Below are 19,328 nucleotides of genomic sequence, written 5' to 3'. Positions count from 1 at the left end.
TTCGCAATCCCTAGACTCCCCGCATGGGGAAATACCGGGGGACAACTTTTGGGGCTTGGGGTGCCTGAACTCGTACTCGAATTGAACGGTCAAACCTGGACGCTCGACCCATCCAGGTCGTACAGCCTCGGGCGGGATCCGCAGGGAGACATGGTGTTCGACGACGCCAGAGTCTCCTGGCGGCATGCCACCATCCGCTGGGGCGAACGCAGTTGGATCGTCGAGGATCTCGGCAGCACCAACGGCACCTATGTCCAGGGCCAGCGCATCCACCAGATGGAGGTCGGACCGGGCTCCGCCGTGAACCTCGGCAACGCGACCGACGGCCCCCGTCTCAACTTCAGCGGCGGCCAGCAGGTCAGCGCCGATCTCTACAGTGCGGAGACGTCGCTGGCGCAGCCGCACCAGGCACCTGCCGCACGGCAGGCCCCGCCGGTGCAGCAGCCGCACCGGCCGCCCGTCCAGCCGCAGCAGCCGCAGCAGGGTGGCTGGAACCAGCAGCCGCCGGCGCAGGTTCCGCAGCAGCAGGGCTGGCCGCAGCAGCCGCAGCAACCGCAGGGCGGGCAGCAGCACCGCAGCCCGACCACGATGCACCACTTCTCGATCAACCAGGTCACGAAGATCGGCCGTGCGCTGGAGAACGACCTGGTCGTCTCCGACCTCCAGGTCTCCCGGTTCCACGCCGAGTTCAAGGCGCACCCGGACGGCCGCTTCGAGATCGTCGACCTGGGCAGCCACAACGGCACCTACGTCAACGGCCAGGCGATCCAGCGCCATCTGCTGGGCCCGAACGACATCGTCGGCGTCGGCCACTCGACCTTCCGACTGGCCGGCGACCGGCTCGAGGAGTTCGTCGACACCGGTGAGGTCTCCTTCTCGGCCCGGCGGCTGACCGTCACGGTCCCGCAGGGCAACACCACGAAGACGATCCTCAAGGACGTCTCCTTCGGTGTCCCGGAGAAGTCGCTGATCGGGGTGATCGGCCCGTCCGGTTCCGGCAAGTCCACGCTGCTGCGTGCGCTGACCGGCTACCGCCCGGCCGACCAGGGCGAGGTGCTGTACGACAACCGAAACCTGTACAAGCAGTTCGCCGAGCTGCGCCAGCGCATCGGTCTGGTCCCGCAGGACGACATCCTGCACAAGGAGCTGACGGTCCGCAAAGCACTGCGGTACGCGGCCAAGCTCCGGTTCCCCGGTGACACCGCGACCGACGAGCGCAACCACCGGATCCAGGAGGTCCTGCAGGAGCTCAAGCTCGACATCCACGCGGACAAGCGCATCACCTCCCTCTCGGGCGGTCAGCGCAAGCGGGTCTCCGTCGCGCTGGAGCTGCTCACCAAGCCGTCGCTGATCTTCCTGGACGAGCCGACCTCCGGCCTCGACCCGGGTATGGACCGCGACGTCATGAAGCTGCTGCGCGGTCTGGCCGACGACGGCCGCACCGTCCTGGTGGTCACCCACTCGGTGGCCGAGCTGGCGCTGTGCGACAAGCTGCTGGTGATGGCGCCGGGCGGCTCGGTCGCCTACTTCGGCCCGCCGGAGGAAGCGCTCAACTTCTTCGGTTACGAGACCTGGGCCGATGTCTTCTCGGCGTTTGAGAACTACCGCGACTACGACTGGTCGGGCCGTTGGCACGGCTCGCAGCACTACCAGATGTACGCGGCCGACCTGGACGCCGCCCCGCAGGCCGCGGCGGTCGTCCCGCAGCTGGCCACCCGGCCGCCGAAGCCGCAGAGCTGGGGTTCCCAGCTGTTCACGCTGGTACGCCGCTATCTGTCGGTGATCGCTTCCGACCGCGGCTTCATCGGGCTGATGTTCATCCTGCCCGCGGTGCTGGGTGTGGTCAGCGTCGTCATCCCGGCCGACAGCGGTCTGGGCCCGGGTCCGCTCAAGGCCCACCTGGTCAACAAGGACGCGGGCACGATCCTGCTGATCCTCGCGGTGGGCGCCTGCTTCTCGGGCGCCGCCAACTCGGTACGAGAACTGATCAAGGAACGGGTGATCTACGAACGGGAACGGGCCACCGGCCTCTCCCGCTCCGCGTACCTGATGTCCAAGGTCATCGTGCTGGGTCTGATCACGGCCCTGCAGGGCGTCATCATCTGCGGCATCGGCTTCGCGCCGCGGGCCATGCCCACCGAGGGCGTGATCTTCAAGAGCTCACCGGCGATCGAGATGACGCTGGCCGTCATCGCGCTCGGCTTCACCTCGATGATGTTCGGCCTGATCATCTCGGCCCTGGTGAAGACCGCCGAGAAGACCATGCCGCTGCTGGTGATGTTCGCGATCGTCCAGGTCGTCTTCACCGGGGTGCTGTTCCAGCTCTACGACTCGATCGGCGTGGAGCAGTTCGCCTGGCTGATGCCGGCCCGCTGGGCCGTCTCGGCCCTGGGCACCACCGCCCAGCTGAACGTCCTCATGCCGTGGGACGCGGCCAACCCGGACCAGCTCTGGGAGCACACCGCGGCCCAGTGGATCGTCGACATGGGCGTGCTGGTCGTGCTCGGTGTCATCTGCGGTGTCGTGGTCGCGCGGCTGCTGCGCCGCCACGAGCCGGAGGTCATGCGCAAGTAGCGCGCGGGACCGACAACGCCGAAGGGCGGCCGTACCCCTGGGGGTGCGGCCGCCCTTCGGCGTGGTGGACCGGTGCTCAGTAGGCCGAGTCGACGTTGTCGATCGAGCCGTAGTTCGCGGCCGCGTAGTTGCACGCGGCGGTGATGTTGGCGACCGGGTCGTAGATGTCCATGGAGGTACCGGACACGTGGTACGCCTGGAACGTCGGGTCGATGACCTGCAGCAGGCCCTTGGACGGTATGCCGGCGGCGGCGTTGGAGTCCGTCAGGTTGATGGCCTGCGGGTTCCCGGACGACTCGCGCATGATGTTGCGGTAGATGCCGTCGTAGCTGCCCGGGATGTTGTGGGCGGCCATGACCGACAGCGACTCCTTGATCCAGCCGTCGAGGTCGTTCGAGTACGAGACGGCGGCCGGGGCCGGAGCCTTGGTCGCGGGCTTCGGCTTGGCGGCGAGGGCCTTGCGCTCCTTGGAGCGGTTCGCGGCCTGCTCCGCCTTCTTGCGCTTGGCGGCCTCGTCAGCGGCCTTCTTCTTCGCGGCCTCGTCAGCGGCCTTCTTCTTCGCGGCCTCGTCGGCCGCCTTCTTCTTCGCGGCCGCGGCGGCCGTGTCGGCCGCCTTCTTCTTGGCCGCGGCCTCGGCTGCGGCGTGCTGCGAAGCGGCGCCGGCCTGGTCGGTAATGCTCTGCGGTCCGGCGGTGCTGACCACAGCGATGTTGGAGGGCTCGCCGGCGGCGAGGGCCGTTCCGTCGGATCCCTGGACACCAGCGGTGATGGCCAGAACCGTCAGAGCGGCGGTTGCGGTGCCTGCTACGGCGAACGAATGCACCTTGTTCAGGCGGCCGAGCTTCGGGAGCGTCGGGAGCTGCATGGGGGAGTTACCTCTTCCAATTGCGGACTCCGGCATTGATAGCTGGGTAAAAACCGCAGGGCAAAGAGGTCGATTACTAACGAAAGTCGTAGTTGCGGGTGGAACGGCAGGGCGTGTTTACGGGCCCCTTACGCGCCGTGGGCACCATCCGGGTCCACTACCCGGCTTCGTAAGTGACGTACGTCCTATCGGGCAGGTCACACGGCACCACCCCCGCCATCGACGGATCGTCATGACGGGGGTGCGCACGGTGACGGCTTTTCAGGGGTCCTCGAAGCGTGCCCGGGAACGGCGCCGGAAGCACCCCCGAAACGCCTACGGGAGCAGCAGGTTCACGTCGCCGAACTCGTGCCACAGATAGCCGCCGCGCACGGCTTCCGCGTAGACCCGCTCCAGCAGGGGAGCGCCCGCCACCGCCTCCAGCATCAGCAGATGGGAGGCCGCCGGCTCGTGCAGCCCGGTCAGCAGCCCGTCCACGGCGTGTACCCCGTGTTCCGGGGTCAACACCAGATCCGTCCAGCCGCGCGCGGCACGGACCGTGCCCCGGCCGTCCGCCGCCGACTCCAGCGCCCGTACGGCCGTCGTACCGACCGCCACGACCCGGCCCCCACCGCTGCGGGCGGCGTTCACCTGCCCCGCGGTGCTCGGCGACACCTCGAACCACTCCGGGTACGGCGGTTCATGCGTCTCGGCCGAGGAGACCCCGGTGTGCAGGACGATCGGTGCGATCTGCACACCCCTGCTGACCAGGGATGTCACGATCCCGGTGGTGAACGGCCGGCCGGCGCTCGGCATCTCCGCCGAGCCGAGACCGTCGGGGGACGGCACCGAGAACACCGTCTGATACTCGGCGAGCGGCTGGTCCCGCTCGGTGTAGCCGTACCGGATCGGCCGCCCGTGACCGTGCAGATAGCCGGCGGTGTCCGCCATCGACGGCCGGGCCAGCCACAGCCGGTCCCCGCGCGGCGACAGCGGCTCCTCCAGCACCAGCCGTTCGCCGTCCGGCAGCTCCACGACCGCCCCGGCCGGTCCGCCGGCCCGCGGCACGGTCGTGCCGCGCCCGTCGGGCGTCCTGACCTCCACGGCCCAGTGTCCCCCAACCTCCGGCCGGGGGTGCCCCCAGTCCTGGCGGGTCGAGAAGTGCACGGTCACCGGTTCCAGGCCGAGCCGCCCGCCGACCGCCGCGGGCAGCGTCCGCGAGGTGTTCACCACCAGGACGTCACCCGCCCGCAGCAACCCCGGAAGCTCCCGGAAGGCGTGGTGCGACACCTCGCCCGCCGCCGCCCGCCCGACCAGCAGCCGTACGCCGTCCCGCTGCCCGGCCGGCGCCCGCGCCGACAGCTCGGGCGGTACCCGCAACCCCCGCAGGCCCTCCATCGTGGTCACCGTGCTTCCAGCAGCGCCGGAGCGGTGTAGCGCCCGCTGGGCGCCTCCTCGTCGAGCAGCCGCAGGAAGGCCGGGGCGACGTCCGCCGGCAGCAGCCGGTCCGACGGGTCGTCGTCCGGGACGGCCGCCGTGTACAGCTCGGTCCGCAGATCGCCCGGATCCACCCACCACACCCGCAGCCCCGGCTCCTCCACGGCCAGCACCGCGGAGAGCTGCTCCAGCGCGGCCTTGCTCGCCCCGTAGCCGCCCCACGTCGCGTACGCCTCCACGGCCGCGTCGGAGCTGATGTTCAGCACCGCGCCGCCCGCCGCCCGCAGCAGGGGCAGTGCCTCCCGCACCAGCGCCAGCGGCGCCACCACATTCGTCTCCAGTGCGGCGCGTAGCCCGTCCACCGGAAGCTCCGCCAGGGCCACCAGCGGCTCGGCACCCAGCGCGCTCGCGTTGTTCACCAGCAGATCGACGCCGCCGAACGCGCGGGCCGCCGCGACGAGCGCGGTCCGGTGGGCGGCGTCGGTGACATCGCCCGGCACGGCCGCCACCCGTCCGGGGCCCTCCCGCTCCAGCTCCGCCGCCGCCGTCTTCAGCACCCCCTCGGACCGGCCGTCGAGCACCAGGTCCCAGCCACGCCGGGCGAGCGCCCCGGCCAGGGCACGGCCCAGTCCCCGCGAAGCCCCCGTGATGATCGCTACCGGCATCGCCGGCCCGTCACCCGCCACCACCCTTGCAGTGAAGCGTTTCACGCTGCTCCTCCTTGTGGCCTTCCGAGCCGCCGCAGGACCCGTCGTCCAGCGGCTCCCTTCACCGTAGGAACGCCGCCGCGTCCGGCGCCTCGGCCGTCCGCCGCACGTCGGGGGGCACTTTGCCCTAGGTCCCCGGCCCGATCCGCCGGGGCCGCGGCGCCGGTAGGTTGACGACATGTCCAACCGGTCGCCCAGAGGCGGAATCGAAGCGGTCAGCGACGCGGTCCTCGCGATGAGCCGGCACTTGGAGGTGCGCGAGGTGCTGCAGACGATCGTCGCGTCCGCCCGCGAGCTGCTCGACGCCGAGTACGCCGCGCTCGGGGTGCCCGACGATCACGGCGGGTTCGCCCAGTTCGTCGTCGACGGGGTGAGCGACGAGCAGTGGAAGGCGATCGGCCCGCTGCCCCGCCAGCACGGCATCCTCGCCGCGATGCTCCACGAGGCGACCCCGCAGCGGCTCGCGGACGTCACGCAGTCCGACTCCTTCGGGGGCTGGCCGCGCGCCCACCCGGACATGACCGACTTCATCGGGATGCCGGTCGTCGACGGCGAGGAGATCCTCGGCGCGATCTTCCTGGCCAACAAGGTGGGCCCCAGAACCGGGCCCGCCACCGACTGCGCCTTCACCCAGGAGGACGAGACGCTGCTGCGGACCCTGGCCGCCCACGCCGCCATCGCCCTCACCAACGCCCGCCTCTACGAGCGCAGCCGCGAACTCACCCTGGCGGGGGAGCGGGCGCGCATCGCCCACGAGCTGCACGACGCGGTCTCCCAGAAGCTCTTCTCGCTGCGCCTCACCGCACAGGCCGCGGCCGCCCTGGTCGACCGCGACCCGGCGCGCGCCAAGGAGGAGCTGAAGCATGTGGCGGCGCTCGCCGCCGAGGCCGCCGACGAGCTGCGCGCCGTCGTCGTCGAGCTGCGGCCCGCGGGACTGGACGAGGACGGCCTCGTCGCGACCCTGCGGACCCAGGCCGAGGTGCTCGACCGGGCCCACGCGGCCCATGTCACCTTTACGTCCTGCCAGGTCAAGGCGCTGCCCGCCGCCCAGGAGGAAGCGCTGCTGCGGGTCGCGCAGGAGGCGCTGCACAACGCACTGCGGCACGCGGACGCCGGGACCGTGACCGTCTGCCTCACCGGCCGGGGCAAGGGAGCGGTGCTGCGGGTCCGCGACGACGGCAGCGGCTTCGAACCGTCCGCGGTGCGCCGCGCCGGACGCCATCTGGGCCTGGTCTCGATGCGGGACCGGGCGAGCGGCGTGGGCGGACACCTGACAGTGGAATCGGCGCCCGGCAAGGGCACCGTGATCGAGATGGAGGTGCCCGGTGGCTGAGTCAGAGGGGCAGGCCCGCATCCGCGTATTGCTCGTCGACGACCACCAGGTGGTGCGCCGCGGGCTGCGGACCTTCCTGGAGGTCCAGGGCGACATCGACGTCGTCGGGGAGGCGGGGGACGGCGACGAGGGCGTGGCCCGCGCCGGGGAACTGCGCCCCGACGTGATCCTGATGGACATCAAGATGCCCGGCGCCGACGGCATCTCCGCGCTGCGCAAGCTGCGCGAGCTCGGCAACCCGGCCCGGGTGCTCATCGTCACCAGCTTCACCGAGCAGCGCACCATCGTGCCCGCCCTGCGGGCCGGCGCGGCCGGCTATGTGTACAAGGACGTGGACCCCGAGGCGCTGGCCGGCGCCATCCGCTCCGTGCACGCCGGCCATGTGCTGCTCCAGCCCGAGGTGGCCGACGCCCTGCTCTCCCAGGAGTTCCCCGGCGGCGGCCAGGGACGGGGCAACGCCCTCACCGAACGGGAGCGCGAGGTGCTGACGCTGATCGCCGACGGGCGCTCCAACCGGGAGATCGCCCGCGCGCTGGTGCTCTCGGAGAAGACCGTGAAGACCCATGTCTCGAACATCCTGATGAAGCTCGATGTCTCGGACCGCACCCAGGCCGCGCTGTGGGCGGTCAGGCACGGCATCGGGGCACCTCCGGAGGCCTGACGGGCCATACCGGACCGGTGTGTTCCGGTATCGGATTCATTCCGACGGGTGGATGTGGGGCCGGTGGCGCATCCTGACCGCCTGTGACCCGTTCTGTAGGGAGTACCGCGGCGGCTGGTCGCGGTGCACCCTGCAAGGAGGAAGTTCGAAGTGAAGATCCTGAAGACCGCCGCGGCTGTCACCTTCGTCGCGGGCGGGCTCGCCATGGCCGGAGCCGGTGTCGCCTCCGCCCACAGCGGCGCCGAGGCCCACGGCGTGGCCGAGGGCTCGCCCGGCGTTCTCTCCGGCAACCTGCTCCAGGTTCCCGTGCACGTCCCGGTCAACGTCTGCGGCAACACCGTGAACGTGATCGGTCTCCTGAACCCGGTGTTCGGGAACGAGTGCGTCAACCAGTAGTCCCCCCGCGGCTCCGCCGCGACGACCGGCCCCGGAGGCACCGCCTCCGGGGCCGCTGCGTTCGATCGAATCCCCGCGCGTTCGATCCGGTGATCCCTTCGGACGTTTCCGGTCCGCGCCCGTGTCATCCGGCCGGGCCGGGCGTTCTTCACCGTGCGGCCCGCGGCTGGGCCGTACCGCAACAGGAGGATCGTTTCCCATGAACACTGCCAAAAAGGCCGCCCTGGTCATCGCCGTCACCGGAATCGCCGCGGGTGTCTCCGCCGGTTCCGCGTTCGCGAGCGCCGATGCCTGTGGCTCCGCCACCGACTCCCCGGGCGTGCTGTCCGGCAACCTGCTCCAGGTGCCGGTGCACGTCCCGGTCAACGTGACGGGCAACACCGTCAACGTGATCGGTCTGCTCAACCCGGCGTTCGGCAACGCGTCGTCGAACATCGGCTGACCTGCCCCGTACGACCGTGAAGGCCCCGCGTCCCACCGGTGACACCGGCAGGACGCGGGGCCTTCCGCGTCATCCCGGTGCGGCTCAGGCCCGGCGCTCCGACTCCTCCACGTACGCGTTGTACGCCGCCACCTGCGCCCGCCGCGCGGTGCGCTCCACCGGCCGCAGCAGCTCCGCCCGCGCGGCGATCTCCGACGCGCTCACCGCGCCCCCGTGCCCGTCGGAGGCGATGGCGACCAGGGCGCCGACCCGCTGCGCCAGCGCCAGCACCCGCACCGCCCGCGGCGGATAGCCGGGCGCCAGCAGATCACGGCCGCGCTCCGCACGCGCCCGGTACGCGTCCAGGGCGGCCTGCGCGGCCGGCCCCGCCCCCGCCACGTCCAGCCGGGTCAGCGCCTCGGTGGTGTCCCGCAGCGCCTCGGCCAGCTCCCGCTCGGCCTCGCCGAGCGAGGGCACATCGGCCGGTGGGCCCTGCCGCACCTCCAGGCACTTCCACTCCACCTCCACATGCACATCGCCGCGCGGCCCGGCCTCGCTCACCTCGGGTACGAGGCCGAGCGCCGGGCCGCCGACCGCGATCACGGCCTCGCCCGCGGCCAGCGCCCGCGCGTTGAAGTCCGCCGGGCCGCTGAGGCCCAGCGGATGTCCCGGCGCGGGCAGGGCGACCCGCAGCCCGGTCGTACCGAGCGCCCGCAGCCGGCCGAGGCCGAGCGTCAGCCCGACCGGGCCGGTCTCGCCCGGCAGTCCGGTCATCCGGTGGACCGCGTCCTCGCCCAGGACCTCCTGGGCGACATCATCCGGTGCGGCAAGTCCGGCAAGTAGGGCATTTCCCCACGCCGCCAGCCGTCCTGATCGAGGTTCATCAAGCATCCCCCCAGCCTAAGGAGTGGACCGCCCGACGCGTGGCGTAGGTTTTCCCTCGGGGCTCTGCCCGTGACAACCGAAACTGCAATGGGAGACAACGCGCTCATGAGCGATGTGCTGGAGCTGGTGGACGTATCGGTGGTCCGCGACGGACGGGCTCTGGTGGACCAGGTCTCGTGGTCGGTCGCCGAGGGCGAACGCTGGGTGATCCTCGGACCGAACGGCGCGGGAAAGACCACCCTGCTCAATGTCGCCTCCAGCTATCTCTTCCCGACCACCGGCACCGTCCAGGTGCTCGGCGAGAAGCTCGGCAGCGTCGACGTCTTCGAACTGCGCCCCCGTATCGGCATGGCCGGCGCGGCCATGGCGGACAAGATGCCGCGCGGCCAGACCGTCCTGCAGACCGTGCTCACCGCCGCGTACGGCATGACCGCGCACTGGCGGGAGAGTTACGAGAAGGTCGACGAGGACCGCGCCCGCGCCTTCCTCGACCGGCTGGGCATGTCCGACTACCTGGACCGCAAGTTCGGCACCCTGTCCGAGGGCGAGCGCAAGCGCACCCTGATCGCCCGCGCCATGATGACCGACCCGGAGCTGCTGCTCCTCGACGAGCCCGCGGCCGGCCTGGACCTCGGCGGCCGTGAGGACCTGGTACGCCGCCTCGGCCGGCTCGCCCGCGACCCGATCGCGCCCTCCATGATCATGGTGACCCACCATGTCGAAGAGATCGCCCCCGGCTTCACCCATGTCCTCATGATCCGCCAGGGCAAGGTCGTCGCCGCAGGCCCGGTCGAGCTGGAACTCACCTCGCGCAACCTCTCCCGCTGCTTCGGCCTCCCGCTCGTCGTCGAGCACAGGGGCGACCGCTGGACCGCCGCAGGACTGCCGCTCTCGTAGCCATCCGCCGCCCGGCCGGGGGGAGCGGGACGTAACACCCCCCGGCGGAACGCCCGTTCGTGCTTCCCCGCGCCCGCCCCCGCGCCCGGAAGGCCTGTCACAGATCACCCCCGCCCCCCTACGATGGGGAGGTGGACCCATGGGTGTGGTGGCTGATCGCCGCCGTAGGACTCGGCATACCGCTGGTGATCACGACGATGCCCGAATTCGGGATGTTCGCGGTCGGCGCCGTCGCGGGGGCGATCGTCGCCGCGCTCGGCGGCGGCATCGTCGTCCAGGTCATCGTCTTCGTGATCGTCTCGGTCGCACTGCTCGCGGTCGTCCGCCCGATCGCCTACAAGCACCGGACGCAGCGGCCCGAACTGCGTACCGGCATCGACGCGCTGAGGGGGCGGCAGGCCGTCGTCCTCGAACGGGTCGACGGCGGCGGCGGACGGATCAAGCTCGCCGGAGAGATCTGGTCGGCGCGCGCCCTCGACGAGGAACGGAGCTTCGACCCGGGCGAGAAGGTGGATGTCGTGGAGATCGACGGCGCGACCGCCGTCGTCATGTGACCGAGGACGCCTGACCGACCGATACGGCCGCCGCGGTCGTGCTCCGGGAATTCGCCGAACCCGAGCGCACCGCCGCAGTGGTCTGCGAGAATTGATCATGTCGTAGTACGTCCGCAAACGGCGCGGGAGTGGACATGCAGCCGATCATCATCGTCCTGATCATCCTGGTGGTGCTCGTCTTCGTCGCGCTCATCAAGACGGTCCAGGTCATCCCCCAGGCGAGTGCCGCCATCGTCGAACGATTCGGCCGCTACACGCGGACGTTGAGCGCGGGCCTGAACATCGTCGTTCCGTTCATCGACACGATCCGCAACCGCATCGACCTCCGTGAACAGGTCGTGCCGTTCCCGCCGCAGCCGGTGATCACCCAGGACAACCTGGTCGTCAACATCGACACGGTCATCTACTACCAGGTCACCGACGCCCGCGCGGCGACGTACGAAGTCGCCAGCTACATCCAGGCGATCGAGCAGCTCACCGTCACCACGCTCCGCAACATCATCGGCGGCATGGACCTGGAACGGACGCTGACCTCCCGCGAGGAGATCAACGCGGCGCTGCGCGGCGTCCTGGACGAGGCCACCGGCAAATGGGGCATCCGCGTCAACCGCGTCGAGCTCAAGGCGATCGAGCCGCCCACCTCCATCCAGGACTCGATGGAGAAGCAGATGCGCGCGGACCGCGACAAGCGCGCCGCGATCCTCACCGCGGAGGGCATCCGGCAGTCCCAGATCCTCACCGCCGAAGGTGAGAAGCAGTCCTCCATCCTGCGCGCCGAAGGTGACGCCAAGGCCGCCGCGCTGCGCGCCGAAGGTGAGGCCCAGGCCATCCGTACGGTCTTCGAGTCCATCCACGCGGGCGACCCGGACCAGAAGCTGCTGGCCTACCAGTACCTCCAGATGCTCCCGAAGATCGCGCAGGGCGACGCCAACAAGCTCTGGATCATCCCCAGCGAGCTCAATGACGCGCTCAAGGGCCTCGGCGGCATCGTGAACCTGCCCGGCGCCCCGACCAACGGTGCCGGCGGCGGGAACAACGGCGGCACCAACGGCAACAACGGGGGCGGCGGCGACGTCCCCATCCCGCGCCGCGAGACCCCACGCTTCGACAAGGACTGACCCTCGGGCATGATCGGTGCATCCGACACCGGTCATCGAGGGGTACAGCGTGACGTTCTGGGAGGCACTCGCCGTCTTCGCGGCGGGCATCGGCGCCGGCACCATCAACACCATCGTCGGCTCCGGCACCCTCATCACGTTCCCGGTACTGCTCGCCGTCGGCCTCCCGCCGATCACCGCGAACGTCTCCAACGCCCTCGGCCTGGTACCCGGTTCGCTCACCGGTGCCATCGGCTACCGCCGTGAACTGCGCGGCCAGCGCCGGCGCGTCATCCGGCTCGGCAGCACCGCGCTGGCCGGCGGCCTGGCCGGCGCGATCCTGCTGCTGACCCTGCCGTCCGACGCGTTCGACGCGATCGTCCCGGTACTGATCGGGCTGGCCCTGGTCCTGGTCGTGCTGCAGCCCCGCCTCGCCCGCGCCATCAAGGCCCGCCGCGAACGCGAGGGCACCGAGGTCCCCACCGACGGCGGCCCGCTGCTGCTCGTCGGACTGTTCCTCGCCAGCATGTACGGCGGTTACTTCGGGGCCGCCCAGGGCGTTCTCTACCTGTCGCTGATGGGGCTGCTGCTCCATGACGACCTGCAGCGGATCAACGGCGTCAAGAACGTCCTCGGCATGCTCGTCAACGGCATCGCCGCCGTGTTCTTCCTCTTCGTCGCCGACTTCAACTGGGCCGCCGTGGGCCTCATCGCCGCCGGAGCCACCCTCGGCGGCATCTTCGGCGCCCGCATCGGCCGCCGGCTGCCGCCGGCGGCGCTGCGCGGCGTCATCGTCGCCGTCGGCATCGTGGCCATCGTCCAGCTCGTCCTCAGATGACCGCCGCCGTCCGCGCCCCACCGGGATCAGGCCGGCAGCGCCAGCCACCCCGGCAGCGCGTCGTTGTCCCTGATCCCCAGCGCCAGCAGCAGCGTGTCCGCCGGCGTCGGCTCGAACGGCTGCGCCAGCAGCCGCATCCCCGCCTGCTCAGGAGTCCGGTCCGCCTTGCGGCCGTTGTCCTCCGCACAGGCCGCGACCGTGTTCAGCCAGGTGTCCCCACCACCGCGCGACCGCGGCACGATGTGGTCCACCGTGCTCGCCCGGCGACCGCAGTACGCGCACCGGTGTCGGTCACGCACCAGCACACCCCGCCGCGACCACGGGGCCCGTTGTCGGAAGGGCACCCGGACGTATCTGCGCAGCCTGATCACCAGCGGAACCGGAACCTCGACGGCCGCCGCGCGGATGCGCAGCCCGGGATGCGCCTGCTCGACGACGGCCTTCTCCTGCATGACCAGCACCACGGCACGCCGCAGCGACACCGTCGACAGCGGCTCGAAACTCGCGTTCAGCACCAGAGTCTCACGCATTCCGCCCACCCCAAGGATCCGTCCCCGCCCCATGGCGAAGTGGATCCACTGTGCCTCGCGGACCACCGGCGGACAACGCAATTACCGTGCGGGGAAAGGGGATCGACGGGGTACGGGAGCGGCTCCCGGAAGGGTGGCCGGGCGGGTGGACAGCGAAAAATGCCGAACGCCCCGGACGCTTCCCCCCGTGCGTAACGGAAGCGTCCGGAGCGTACGGCAGCCGGCGTGGACACCGGGCGGGAAACACCTGGTTCCGGCGGACGGCCGGCATCGCGCGGGCGAGAACCACCACGACGCAACGCCCCGCCGCCCCCGCTACAGCGGTACCGGCTGCCTGGTGATGGTGGGCCACCACCAGACACGTACCACTGTGCGATTCAGGGCGCCGGGGCGCAACGCAATTAACGGGCGCCCGCCGGCCACGGCGGACGCCCGGCCGTCAGCTACCGGCCGGTGCCTCGTACTCGCCGATCAGCTGGGCGCGGCCCAGCGTGTGGAAGCGGAGGTTGAAACCGATCACGGCAGGCGAGGCGTCCGCGTCCGGCCCGAGCTTCTCGGTGTCCACCGCGTACACGGTGAAGACATAGCGGTGCGAACCGTCCCCCGGCGGCGGCGCGGCCCCGCCGAAGTCCCGCGTCCCGTAGTCGTTCCTGACGTGCAGCGCACCCTCGGGCAGCCCCTTGAAGTCCCCGCCGCCCGCGCCCGCGGGCAACTCGGTGACGGACGCGGGAATGTCGATGAGCGACCAGTGCCAGAAACCGCTGCCGGTCGGCGCGTCCGGGTCGTAGCACGTCACGGCGAAACTCTTCGTCCCGTCGGGGAAGCCCTCCCACCGCAGGTGCGGTGACGTGTTCCCGGCCGCGTACACCTGCGCGTCCTTCAACACCCCGCCCGGCGCCACGTCATCGCTCACCACCGTGAACGACGGCACCGGCGGATGGAACTCGTGGGGGAGCGGCCGCCGCTTCTGCTCGGTCACCTCGACACCTCCTGATCGCAAGAACAGCTAGGGACCGCGGCCGGGCTGCGCCGGCGCGGCCTTCTGCGCACCGAGCCTAGATCCCTAGAACCAGTTGCGCTTGCCGCCGACCTCCGCCAGCCACTGATTCAGGTACGCCGCCCAGTCGGTGCCCTGGAAGGACTGCAGACCGACCGTGAACGACCGGTACGAGTCGCTGCCCTCGCCGAACAGCCCCGGCTTCTTGTCCATCTCCAGGATCACGTCCATCTCGTTGCCGTCCGCGATGAAGGTCAGCTCCACCTGGTTCAGCCCCCGGTACTGGTGCGGCGCCCGGAACTCGATCTCCTGGTAGAACGGCAGCCGCTGCCGCGTCCCCCGGATGTGCCCCTTCTCCAGGTCCGCGGCCTTGAACGCGAAGCCCAGGTGCCCGAACGCGTCCAGCAGCGCCTGCTGCGCCGGCAGCGGGTGCACGCTGACCGGGTCGAGGTCACCCGAGTCCACCGCGCGGGCGATCGCCAGCTCCGTCGTCACCCCGATGTTCATCCCCGACAGATGCCGGCCGAGGAACGTGGTGACCGGCGTCTCCCACGGGATCTGCAGCCCGAACGGCACGGTGTGCACGGCCCCCGGCGCCACCTCGAACGCCCCGCCCAGCTGCTGCCGGTGGAACTCGATGTCCTGCTTGTACTCGTTGTCGCCGCTCTCGACCTCGACCCGGGCCTGCAGCCCGACGGAGAGCCCCTCGATCTGCTGCGCGACCGACCCGCCCTGGATACGCACCTCACCCTGGACAGTGCCGCCCGGCACCACGTTCGGGTCCGTCAGTACGGTCTCGACGGACGCCCCACCGGCACCCATGCTCGCAAGCAGCTTCTTGAAGCCCACGTTGTCCCACTCCTCATACCGGCGGTTGACTGTTTCTTTACGTTATCTACGGTCACTACGAACGCGGAACCGCCGCGGGCGGTTCCAGTACCCTCGTACCGCATGATCGCCGACGCGGAAAGGGCCCCGCTCGCCCGGCCCTTCTTCGACCGCCCGGTCCTCGACATCGCACCGGACCTCCTCGGCCGGATCCTCGTCCGTGACACCCCGGGCGGCCCGATCGAGCTGCGCCTCACCGAGGTGGAGGCCTACGCGGGACCCGTCGACCCGGGATCGCACGCCTACCGGGGCCGCACCGAACGCAACGCGGTGATGTTCGGCCCGCCCGGCCACACCTACGTGTACTTCACGTACGGGATGTGGCACTGCCTCAACCTGGTCTGCGGCCCGGAGGGCACGCCGAGCGGGGTCCTGCTCCGGGGCGGCGAGATCACCCGTGGGGAGGACCTCGCCCGAGCGAACCGCCCCACCTCCCGCAAGGACACCGACCTCGCCCAGGGCCCGGCCCGGCTGGCCACCGCGCTCGCCGTCGACCGGTCGCTCAACGGATCCGACGTCTGCGACCCCTATACCGGTCCGGCGGGCGAACCGGCCGGCAGCCCGTTCCGCGTCCTCACCGGTACCCCGCCGGCCGCTGACCGGGTGCGCTCCGGCCCGCGTACCGGCGTCGGCGGCGAGGGAGCCGTGCACCCCTGGCGCTTCTGGATCGACGGCGACCCCACCGTCAGTCCCTACCGTGCCCACACCCCGAGACGCCGCCCATAACGACTCGCCATGACCGCGTACTCTCGGACACGCTGTACAGACGCTCTGCGACCGCCGGTGTGCGGACCGCGGAGCACCGACTCATCGCACTGACCCAAGGAGACAAGAGAACCGTGACGGACATCGTCGACGAGCTGCAGTGGCGCGGGCTGATCGCCGTATCCACTGACGAGGACGCACTGCGCAAGGCGTTCGCGGACGGCCCGGTCACGGTCTATTGCGGCTTCGACCCCACGGCGCCCAGCCTGCACCTCGGCAACCTGGTGCAGATCCTCACCATCCGGCGGCTGCAGCAGGCGGGCAACCGGCCGCTGGGCCTGGTGGGCGGGGCCACCGGCCTGATCGGCGACCCCAAGCCGTCGGCGGAGCGGACACTCAACGCTCCCGAGGTCGTCGCCGACTGGGTCGAGCGGGTCCGCGGGCAGATCGAGCCCTTCCTCTCCTTCGAGGGGCCGAACGCCGCGACGATGGTGAACAACCTGGACTGGACGTCCGGGATGTCGGCGATCGAGTTCCTGCGTGACGTGGGCAAGCACTTCCGAGTCAACAAGATGATCGCCAAGGAAGCCGTCGCCCGGCGCCTCAACTCCGACCAGGGCATCAGCTACACCGAGTTCAGCTACCAGATCCTCCAGGGGATGGACTTCCTGGAGCTCTACCGGCGCTACGGCTGCACCCTGCAGACCGGCGGAAGCGACCAGTGGGGCAACCTCACGGCCGGCATCGACCTGATCCACCGCGTCGAGGGCGCCTCCGTCCACGCCCTCGCCACTCCGCTGATCACCAAGGCGGACGGCACCAAGTTCGGCAAGACCGAGGGCGGCGCCATCTGGCTCGACCCCGAGATGACCACGCCGTACGCCTTCTTCCAGTTCTGGCTGAACGCGGACGACCGTGACATCTCCAAGTTCCTGCGCATCTTCAGCTTCAAGTCCCGCGAGGAGATCGAGGAGCTGGAGCGCCTCACCGAGGAGCGCCCCCAGGCCCGCGCCGCCCAGCGCGCCCTGGCTGAGGAACTGACGACCCTGGTCCACGGGGCCGCCCAGTGCACCGCGGTCACCGATGCGTCCAAGGCGCTTTTCGGCCAGGGGGAACTGACGGACCTGGACGAGGCCACGCTGGCGGCCGCTCTCTCCGAGCTGCCGTACGCCAAGGTCACGGCGCTGGAGCCGGTCGTCGACCTGCTGACCGCGGTCGAGCTGGTGGCCAGCAAGTCGGCCGCCCGCCGGGCCATCAAGGAGGGTGGCGCCTACCTGAACAACGCCAAGGTGACCAGCGAGGACGCGGTGCCGGCCGAGTCCGACCTGCTGCACGGCCGGTGGCTCGTCCTCCGCCGCGGCAAGAAGAGCCTGGCTGCCGTCGAGGTCGGCTGAAATCGTGCGTTTGAGCGGCGGTTGAGCTTGACTCTGCCGCCGCTCCTCCGTAATGTAGTCCGAGCCGCTTGAAACGGTGCGTCCGGTTCGTCCGGATCCCCGCGGGGGTGGCCACCCACTACTACGACTTCCCGACAGGGTTGCTTTTGGGTGCGCCGAAATTCGGTCCGAATAGCTCGATTATGAGCGTGGCGGGAAATCGGCTAACGTAGTGGACACGCCGCAAGGCGAGAAACAAAAGCCCGCCTCAGCGGGTGGCAGAAACGGGAAATCGGATCTGCTAAGCTGAGAAACACGAAGGGAAGCCCGGAGGGCGCCGGTAAAACGGCACCGAAGGAAGCGTCCGTTCCTTGAGAACTCAACAGCGTGCCAAAAGTCAACGCCAGACTTAAAACACCCCGGGCGGAACCCATTCGGGTTTCGTTTGGTGGTTCCTTTGAAAAAGTCCTTCTACCCTCCGGTCCTTCGGGACGGGAACTGGTGGGAGGCAATTACACAGCGAGGACGCTGTGCACCACGGGCCTTATTCCGGCCGGTGGTGCCGCTCTTGCGTGGAGACATTCACGGAGAGTTTGATCCTGGCTCAGGACGAACGCTGGCGGCGTGCTTAACACATGCAAGTCGAACGATGAAGCCCTTCGGGGTGGATTAGTGGCGAACGGGTGAGTAACACGTGGGCAATCTGCCCTTCACTCTGGGACAAGCCCTGGAAACGGGGTCTAATACCGGATAACACTCTCCTCCTCCTGGGGGTGGGTTAAAAGCTCCGGCGGTGAAGGATGAGCCCGCGGCCTATCAGCTTGTTGGTGGGGTAATGGCCTACCAAGGCGACGACGGGTAGCCGGCCTGAGAGGGCGACCGGCCACACTGGGACTGAGACACGGCCCAGACTCCTACGGGAGGCAGCAGTGGGGAATATTGCACAATGGGCGAAAGCCTGATGCAGCGACGCCGCGTGAGGGATGACGGCCTTCGGGTTGTAAACCTCTTTCAGCAGGGAAGAAGCGCAAGTGACGGTACCTGCAGAAGAAGCACCGGCTAACTACGTGCCAGCAGCCGCGGTAATACGTAGGGTGCGAGCGTTGTCCGGAATTATTGGGCGTAAAGAGCTCGTAGGCGGTCTGTCACGTCGGATGTGAAAGCCCGGGGCTTAACCCCGGGTCTGCATTCGATACGGGCAGACTAGAGTGTGGTAGGGGAGATCGGAATTCCTGGTGTAGCGGTGAAATGCGCAGATATCAGGAGGAACACCGGTGGCGAAGGCGGATCTCTGGGCCATTACTGACGCTGAGGAGCGAAAGCGTGGGGAGCGAACAGGATTAGATACCCTGGTAGTCCACGCCGTAAACGTTGGGAACTAGGTGTTGGCGACATTCCACGTCGTCGGTGCCGCAGCTAACGCATTAAGTTCCCCGCCTGGGGAGTACGGCCGCAAGGCTAAAACTCAAAGGAATTGACGGGGGCCCGCACAAGCAGCGGAGCATGTGGCTTAATTCGACGCAACGCGAAGAACCTTACCAAGGCTTGACATACACCGGAAAGCCGTAGAGATACGGCCCCCCTTGTGGTCGGTGTACAGGTGGTGCATGGCTGTCGTCAGCTCGTGTCGTGAGATGTTGGGTTAAGTCCCGCAACGAGCGCAACCCCTGTTCTGTGTTGCCAGCATGCCCTTCGGGGTGATGGGGACTCACAGGAGACCGCCGGGGTCAACTCGGAGGAAGGTGGGGACGACGTCAAGTCATCATGCCCCTTATGTCTTGGGCTGCACACGTGCTACAATGGTCGGTACAATGAGCTGCGATACCGCAAGGTGGAGCGAATCTCAAAAAGCCGGCCTCAGTTCGGATTGGGGTCTGCAACTCGACCCCATGAAGTCGGAGTTGCTAGTAATCGCAGATCAGCATTGCTGCGGTGAATACGTTCCCGGGCCTTGTACACACCGCCCGTCACGTCACGAAAGTCGGTAACACCCGAAGCCGATGGCCCAACCCGCAAGGGAGGGAGTCGTCGAAGGTGGGACTGGCGATTGGGACGAAGTCGTAACAAGGTAGCCGTACCGGAAGGTGCGGCTGGATCACCTCCTTTCTAAGGAGCATCTAGACCGTCATTGACGGTCCAGGGCCATTACGCCGGCATCTGTTCGGCGGTGGTTGCTCATGGGTGGAACGTT

The 19,328-nt window shown here is 69.4% G+C and carries 18 protein-coding genes and 1 rRNA gene; 12 read left to right on the top strand and 7 right to left on the bottom strand.

Annotation, left to right across the window (positions count from 1 at the left end; translation table 11 throughout):
- Positions 1 to 60: 60 nt before the first annotated feature.
- Positions 61 to 2,574: an FHA domain-containing protein gene (locus C8250_RS12965; RefSeq protein WP_244809122.1), complete on the top strand. Its 2,514-nt coding sequence runs from the start codon at positions 61 to 63 to the stop codon at positions 2,572 to 2,574.
- A gap of 76 nt (positions 2,575 to 2,650) precedes the next feature.
- Here the strand turns inward: C8250_RS12965 and C8250_RS12960 are convergent, their stop codons facing one another.
- From C8250_RS12960 to C8250_RS12950, 3 genes are all read right to left on the bottom strand, one after another.
- On the bottom strand, positions 2,651 to 3,439 hold the full coding sequence (locus tag C8250_RS12960) for a transglycosylase SLT domain-containing protein (RefSeq protein ID WP_244809121.1): 789 nt from the start codon (positions 3,437 to 3,439) through the stop codon (positions 2,651 to 2,653).
- Between the two features lie 315 nt (positions 3,440 to 3,754).
- The gene (locus tag C8250_RS12955) at positions 3,755 to 4,816 is read right to left on the bottom strand and encodes an S-adenosylmethionine:tRNA ribosyltransferase-isomerase (protein ID WP_138355036.1); all 1,062 of its coding nucleotides are present in this window, start codon (positions 4,814 to 4,816) and stop codon (positions 3,755 to 3,757) included.
- Positions 4,817 to 4,821: 5 nt separating this feature from the next.
- Positions 4,822 to 5,520 carry an SDR family oxidoreductase gene (locus C8250_RS12950; RefSeq protein ID WP_138355035.1) on the bottom strand — a complete coding sequence of 233 codons (699 nt, stop codon included), beginning with the start codon at positions 5,518 to 5,520 and terminating at the stop codon, positions 4,822 to 4,824.
- 220 nt (positions 5,521 to 5,740) lie between these two features.
- Here C8250_RS12950 and C8250_RS12945 point away from each other — a divergent pair, with 220 nt between their 5' ends.
- The 4 genes from C8250_RS12945 to C8250_RS12930 all read left to right on the top strand — a co-directional run bounded on the left by C8250_RS12945 (position 5,741) and on the right by C8250_RS12930 (position 8,394).
- Complete coding sequence (locus C8250_RS12945; RefSeq protein WP_138354963.1) at positions 5,741 to 6,895, top strand: GAF domain-containing sensor histidine kinase; 1,155 nt, start codon at positions 5,741 to 5,743, stop codon at positions 6,893 to 6,895.
- On the top strand, positions 6,888 to 7,556 hold the full coding sequence (locus tag C8250_RS12940) for a response regulator transcription factor (RefSeq protein WP_138354962.1): 669 nt from the start codon (positions 6,888 to 6,890) through the stop codon (positions 7,554 to 7,556). The genes C8250_RS12945 and C8250_RS12940 overlap by 8 nt, the downstream gene beginning before the upstream one ends.
- A gap of 150 nt (positions 7,557 to 7,706) precedes the next feature.
- Positions 7,707 to 7,952 (top strand): chaplin, encoded by a 246-nt coding sequence (locus tag C8250_RS12935; RefSeq protein WP_187144823.1) that lies wholly within the window; start codon positions 7,707 to 7,709, stop codon positions 7,950 to 7,952.
- Positions 7,953 to 8,151: 199 nt separating this feature from the next.
- On the top strand, positions 8,152 to 8,394 hold the full coding sequence (locus C8250_RS12930; RefSeq protein WP_138354961.1) for a chaplin: 243 nt from the start codon (positions 8,152 to 8,154) through the stop codon (positions 8,392 to 8,394).
- Positions 8,395 to 8,478: 84 nt separating this feature from the next.
- Here C8250_RS12930 and C8250_RS12925 read toward each other — a convergent pair whose 3' ends face one another.
- The gene (locus C8250_RS12925; RefSeq protein WP_138354960.1) at positions 8,479 to 9,264 is read right to left on the bottom strand and encodes a hypothetical protein; all 786 of its coding nucleotides are present in this window, start codon (positions 9,262 to 9,264) and stop codon (positions 8,479 to 8,481) included.
- Positions 9,265 to 9,345: 81 nt separating this feature from the next.
- Between C8250_RS12925 and C8250_RS12920 the strand changes: the two genes are divergently transcribed.
- The 4 genes from C8250_RS12920 (at position 9,346) to C8250_RS12905 (ending at position 12,644) form a co-directional block, all read left to right on the top strand.
- Positions 9,346 to 10,155: an ABC transporter ATP-binding protein gene (locus C8250_RS12920; protein WP_138354959.1), complete on the top strand. Its 810-nt coding sequence runs from the start codon at positions 9,346 to 9,348 to the stop codon at positions 10,153 to 10,155.
- Positions 10,156 to 10,286: 131 nt separating this feature from the next.
- A complete protein-coding gene (locus C8250_RS12915; protein ID WP_138354958.1) occupies positions 10,287 to 10,709 on the top strand; it encodes an NfeD family protein in 423 nt (140 codons plus the stop codon).
- Positions 10,710 to 10,843: 134 nt separating this feature from the next.
- Positions 10,844 to 11,827, top strand: a complete 984-nt coding sequence (locus tag C8250_RS12910; protein WP_138354957.1) for an SPFH domain-containing protein — start codon at positions 10,844 to 10,846, stop codon at positions 11,825 to 11,827.
- Between the two features lie 49 nt (positions 11,828 to 11,876).
- Positions 11,877 to 12,644 carry a sulfite exporter TauE/SafE family protein gene (locus C8250_RS12905; RefSeq protein ID WP_138354956.1) on the top strand — a complete coding sequence of 256 codons (768 nt, stop codon included), beginning with the start codon at positions 11,877 to 11,879 and terminating at the stop codon, positions 12,642 to 12,644.
- A gap of 26 nt (positions 12,645 to 12,670) precedes the next feature.
- Here C8250_RS12905 and C8250_RS12900 read toward each other — a convergent pair whose 3' ends face one another.
- The 3 genes from C8250_RS12900 to C8250_RS12890 all read right to left on the bottom strand — a co-directional run bounded on the left by C8250_RS12900 (position 12,671) and on the right by C8250_RS12890 (position 15,020).
- Positions 12,671 to 13,174, bottom strand: a complete 504-nt coding sequence (locus tag C8250_RS12900; RefSeq protein WP_138354955.1) for an HNH endonuclease — start codon at positions 13,172 to 13,174, stop codon at positions 12,671 to 12,673.
- A gap of 439 nt (positions 13,175 to 13,613) precedes the next feature.
- Positions 13,614 to 14,153, bottom strand: a complete 540-nt coding sequence (locus C8250_RS12895; RefSeq protein WP_138354954.1) for a YbhB/YbcL family Raf kinase inhibitor-like protein — start codon at positions 14,151 to 14,153, stop codon at positions 13,614 to 13,616.
- Positions 14,154 to 14,237: 84 nt separating this feature from the next.
- Complete coding sequence (locus C8250_RS12890; RefSeq protein ID WP_138354953.1) at positions 14,238 to 15,020, bottom strand: sporulation protein; 783 nt, start codon at positions 15,018 to 15,020, stop codon at positions 14,238 to 14,240.
- A gap of 102 nt (positions 15,021 to 15,122) precedes the next feature.
- Here C8250_RS12890 and C8250_RS12885 point away from each other — a divergent pair, with 102 nt between their 5' ends.
- The 3 genes from C8250_RS12885 to C8250_RS12875 all read left to right on the top strand — a co-directional run bounded on the left by C8250_RS12885 (position 15,123) and on the right by C8250_RS12875 (position 19,243).
- Positions 15,123 to 15,785, top strand: coding sequence for a DNA-3-methyladenine glycosylase (locus tag C8250_RS12885; protein ID WP_138354952.1), 663 nt, complete (start codon positions 15,123 to 15,125; stop codon positions 15,783 to 15,785).
- Between the two features lie 113 nt (positions 15,786 to 15,898).
- The gene (gene tyrS / locus C8250_RS12880) at positions 15,899 to 17,158 is read left to right on the top strand and encodes a tyrosine--tRNA ligase (protein ID WP_138354951.1); all 1,260 of its coding nucleotides are present in this window, start codon (positions 15,899 to 15,901) and stop codon (positions 17,156 to 17,158) included.
- A 560-nt stretch (positions 17,159 to 17,718) separates the two neighbouring features.
- A 16S ribosomal RNA gene (locus C8250_RS12875) occupies positions 17,719 to 19,243 on the top strand.
- The last annotated feature ends 85 nt before the right edge of the window (positions 19,244 to 19,328 follow it).

Source organism: Streptomyces sp. So13.3, from assembly GCF_005860785.2.
GTDB classification, from domain to species: Bacteria; Actinomycetota; Actinomycetes; order Streptomycetales; family Streptomycetaceae; genus Actinacidiphila; species Actinacidiphila fildesensis.
This window is presented reverse-complemented; position numbering and strand designations above follow the sequence as displayed.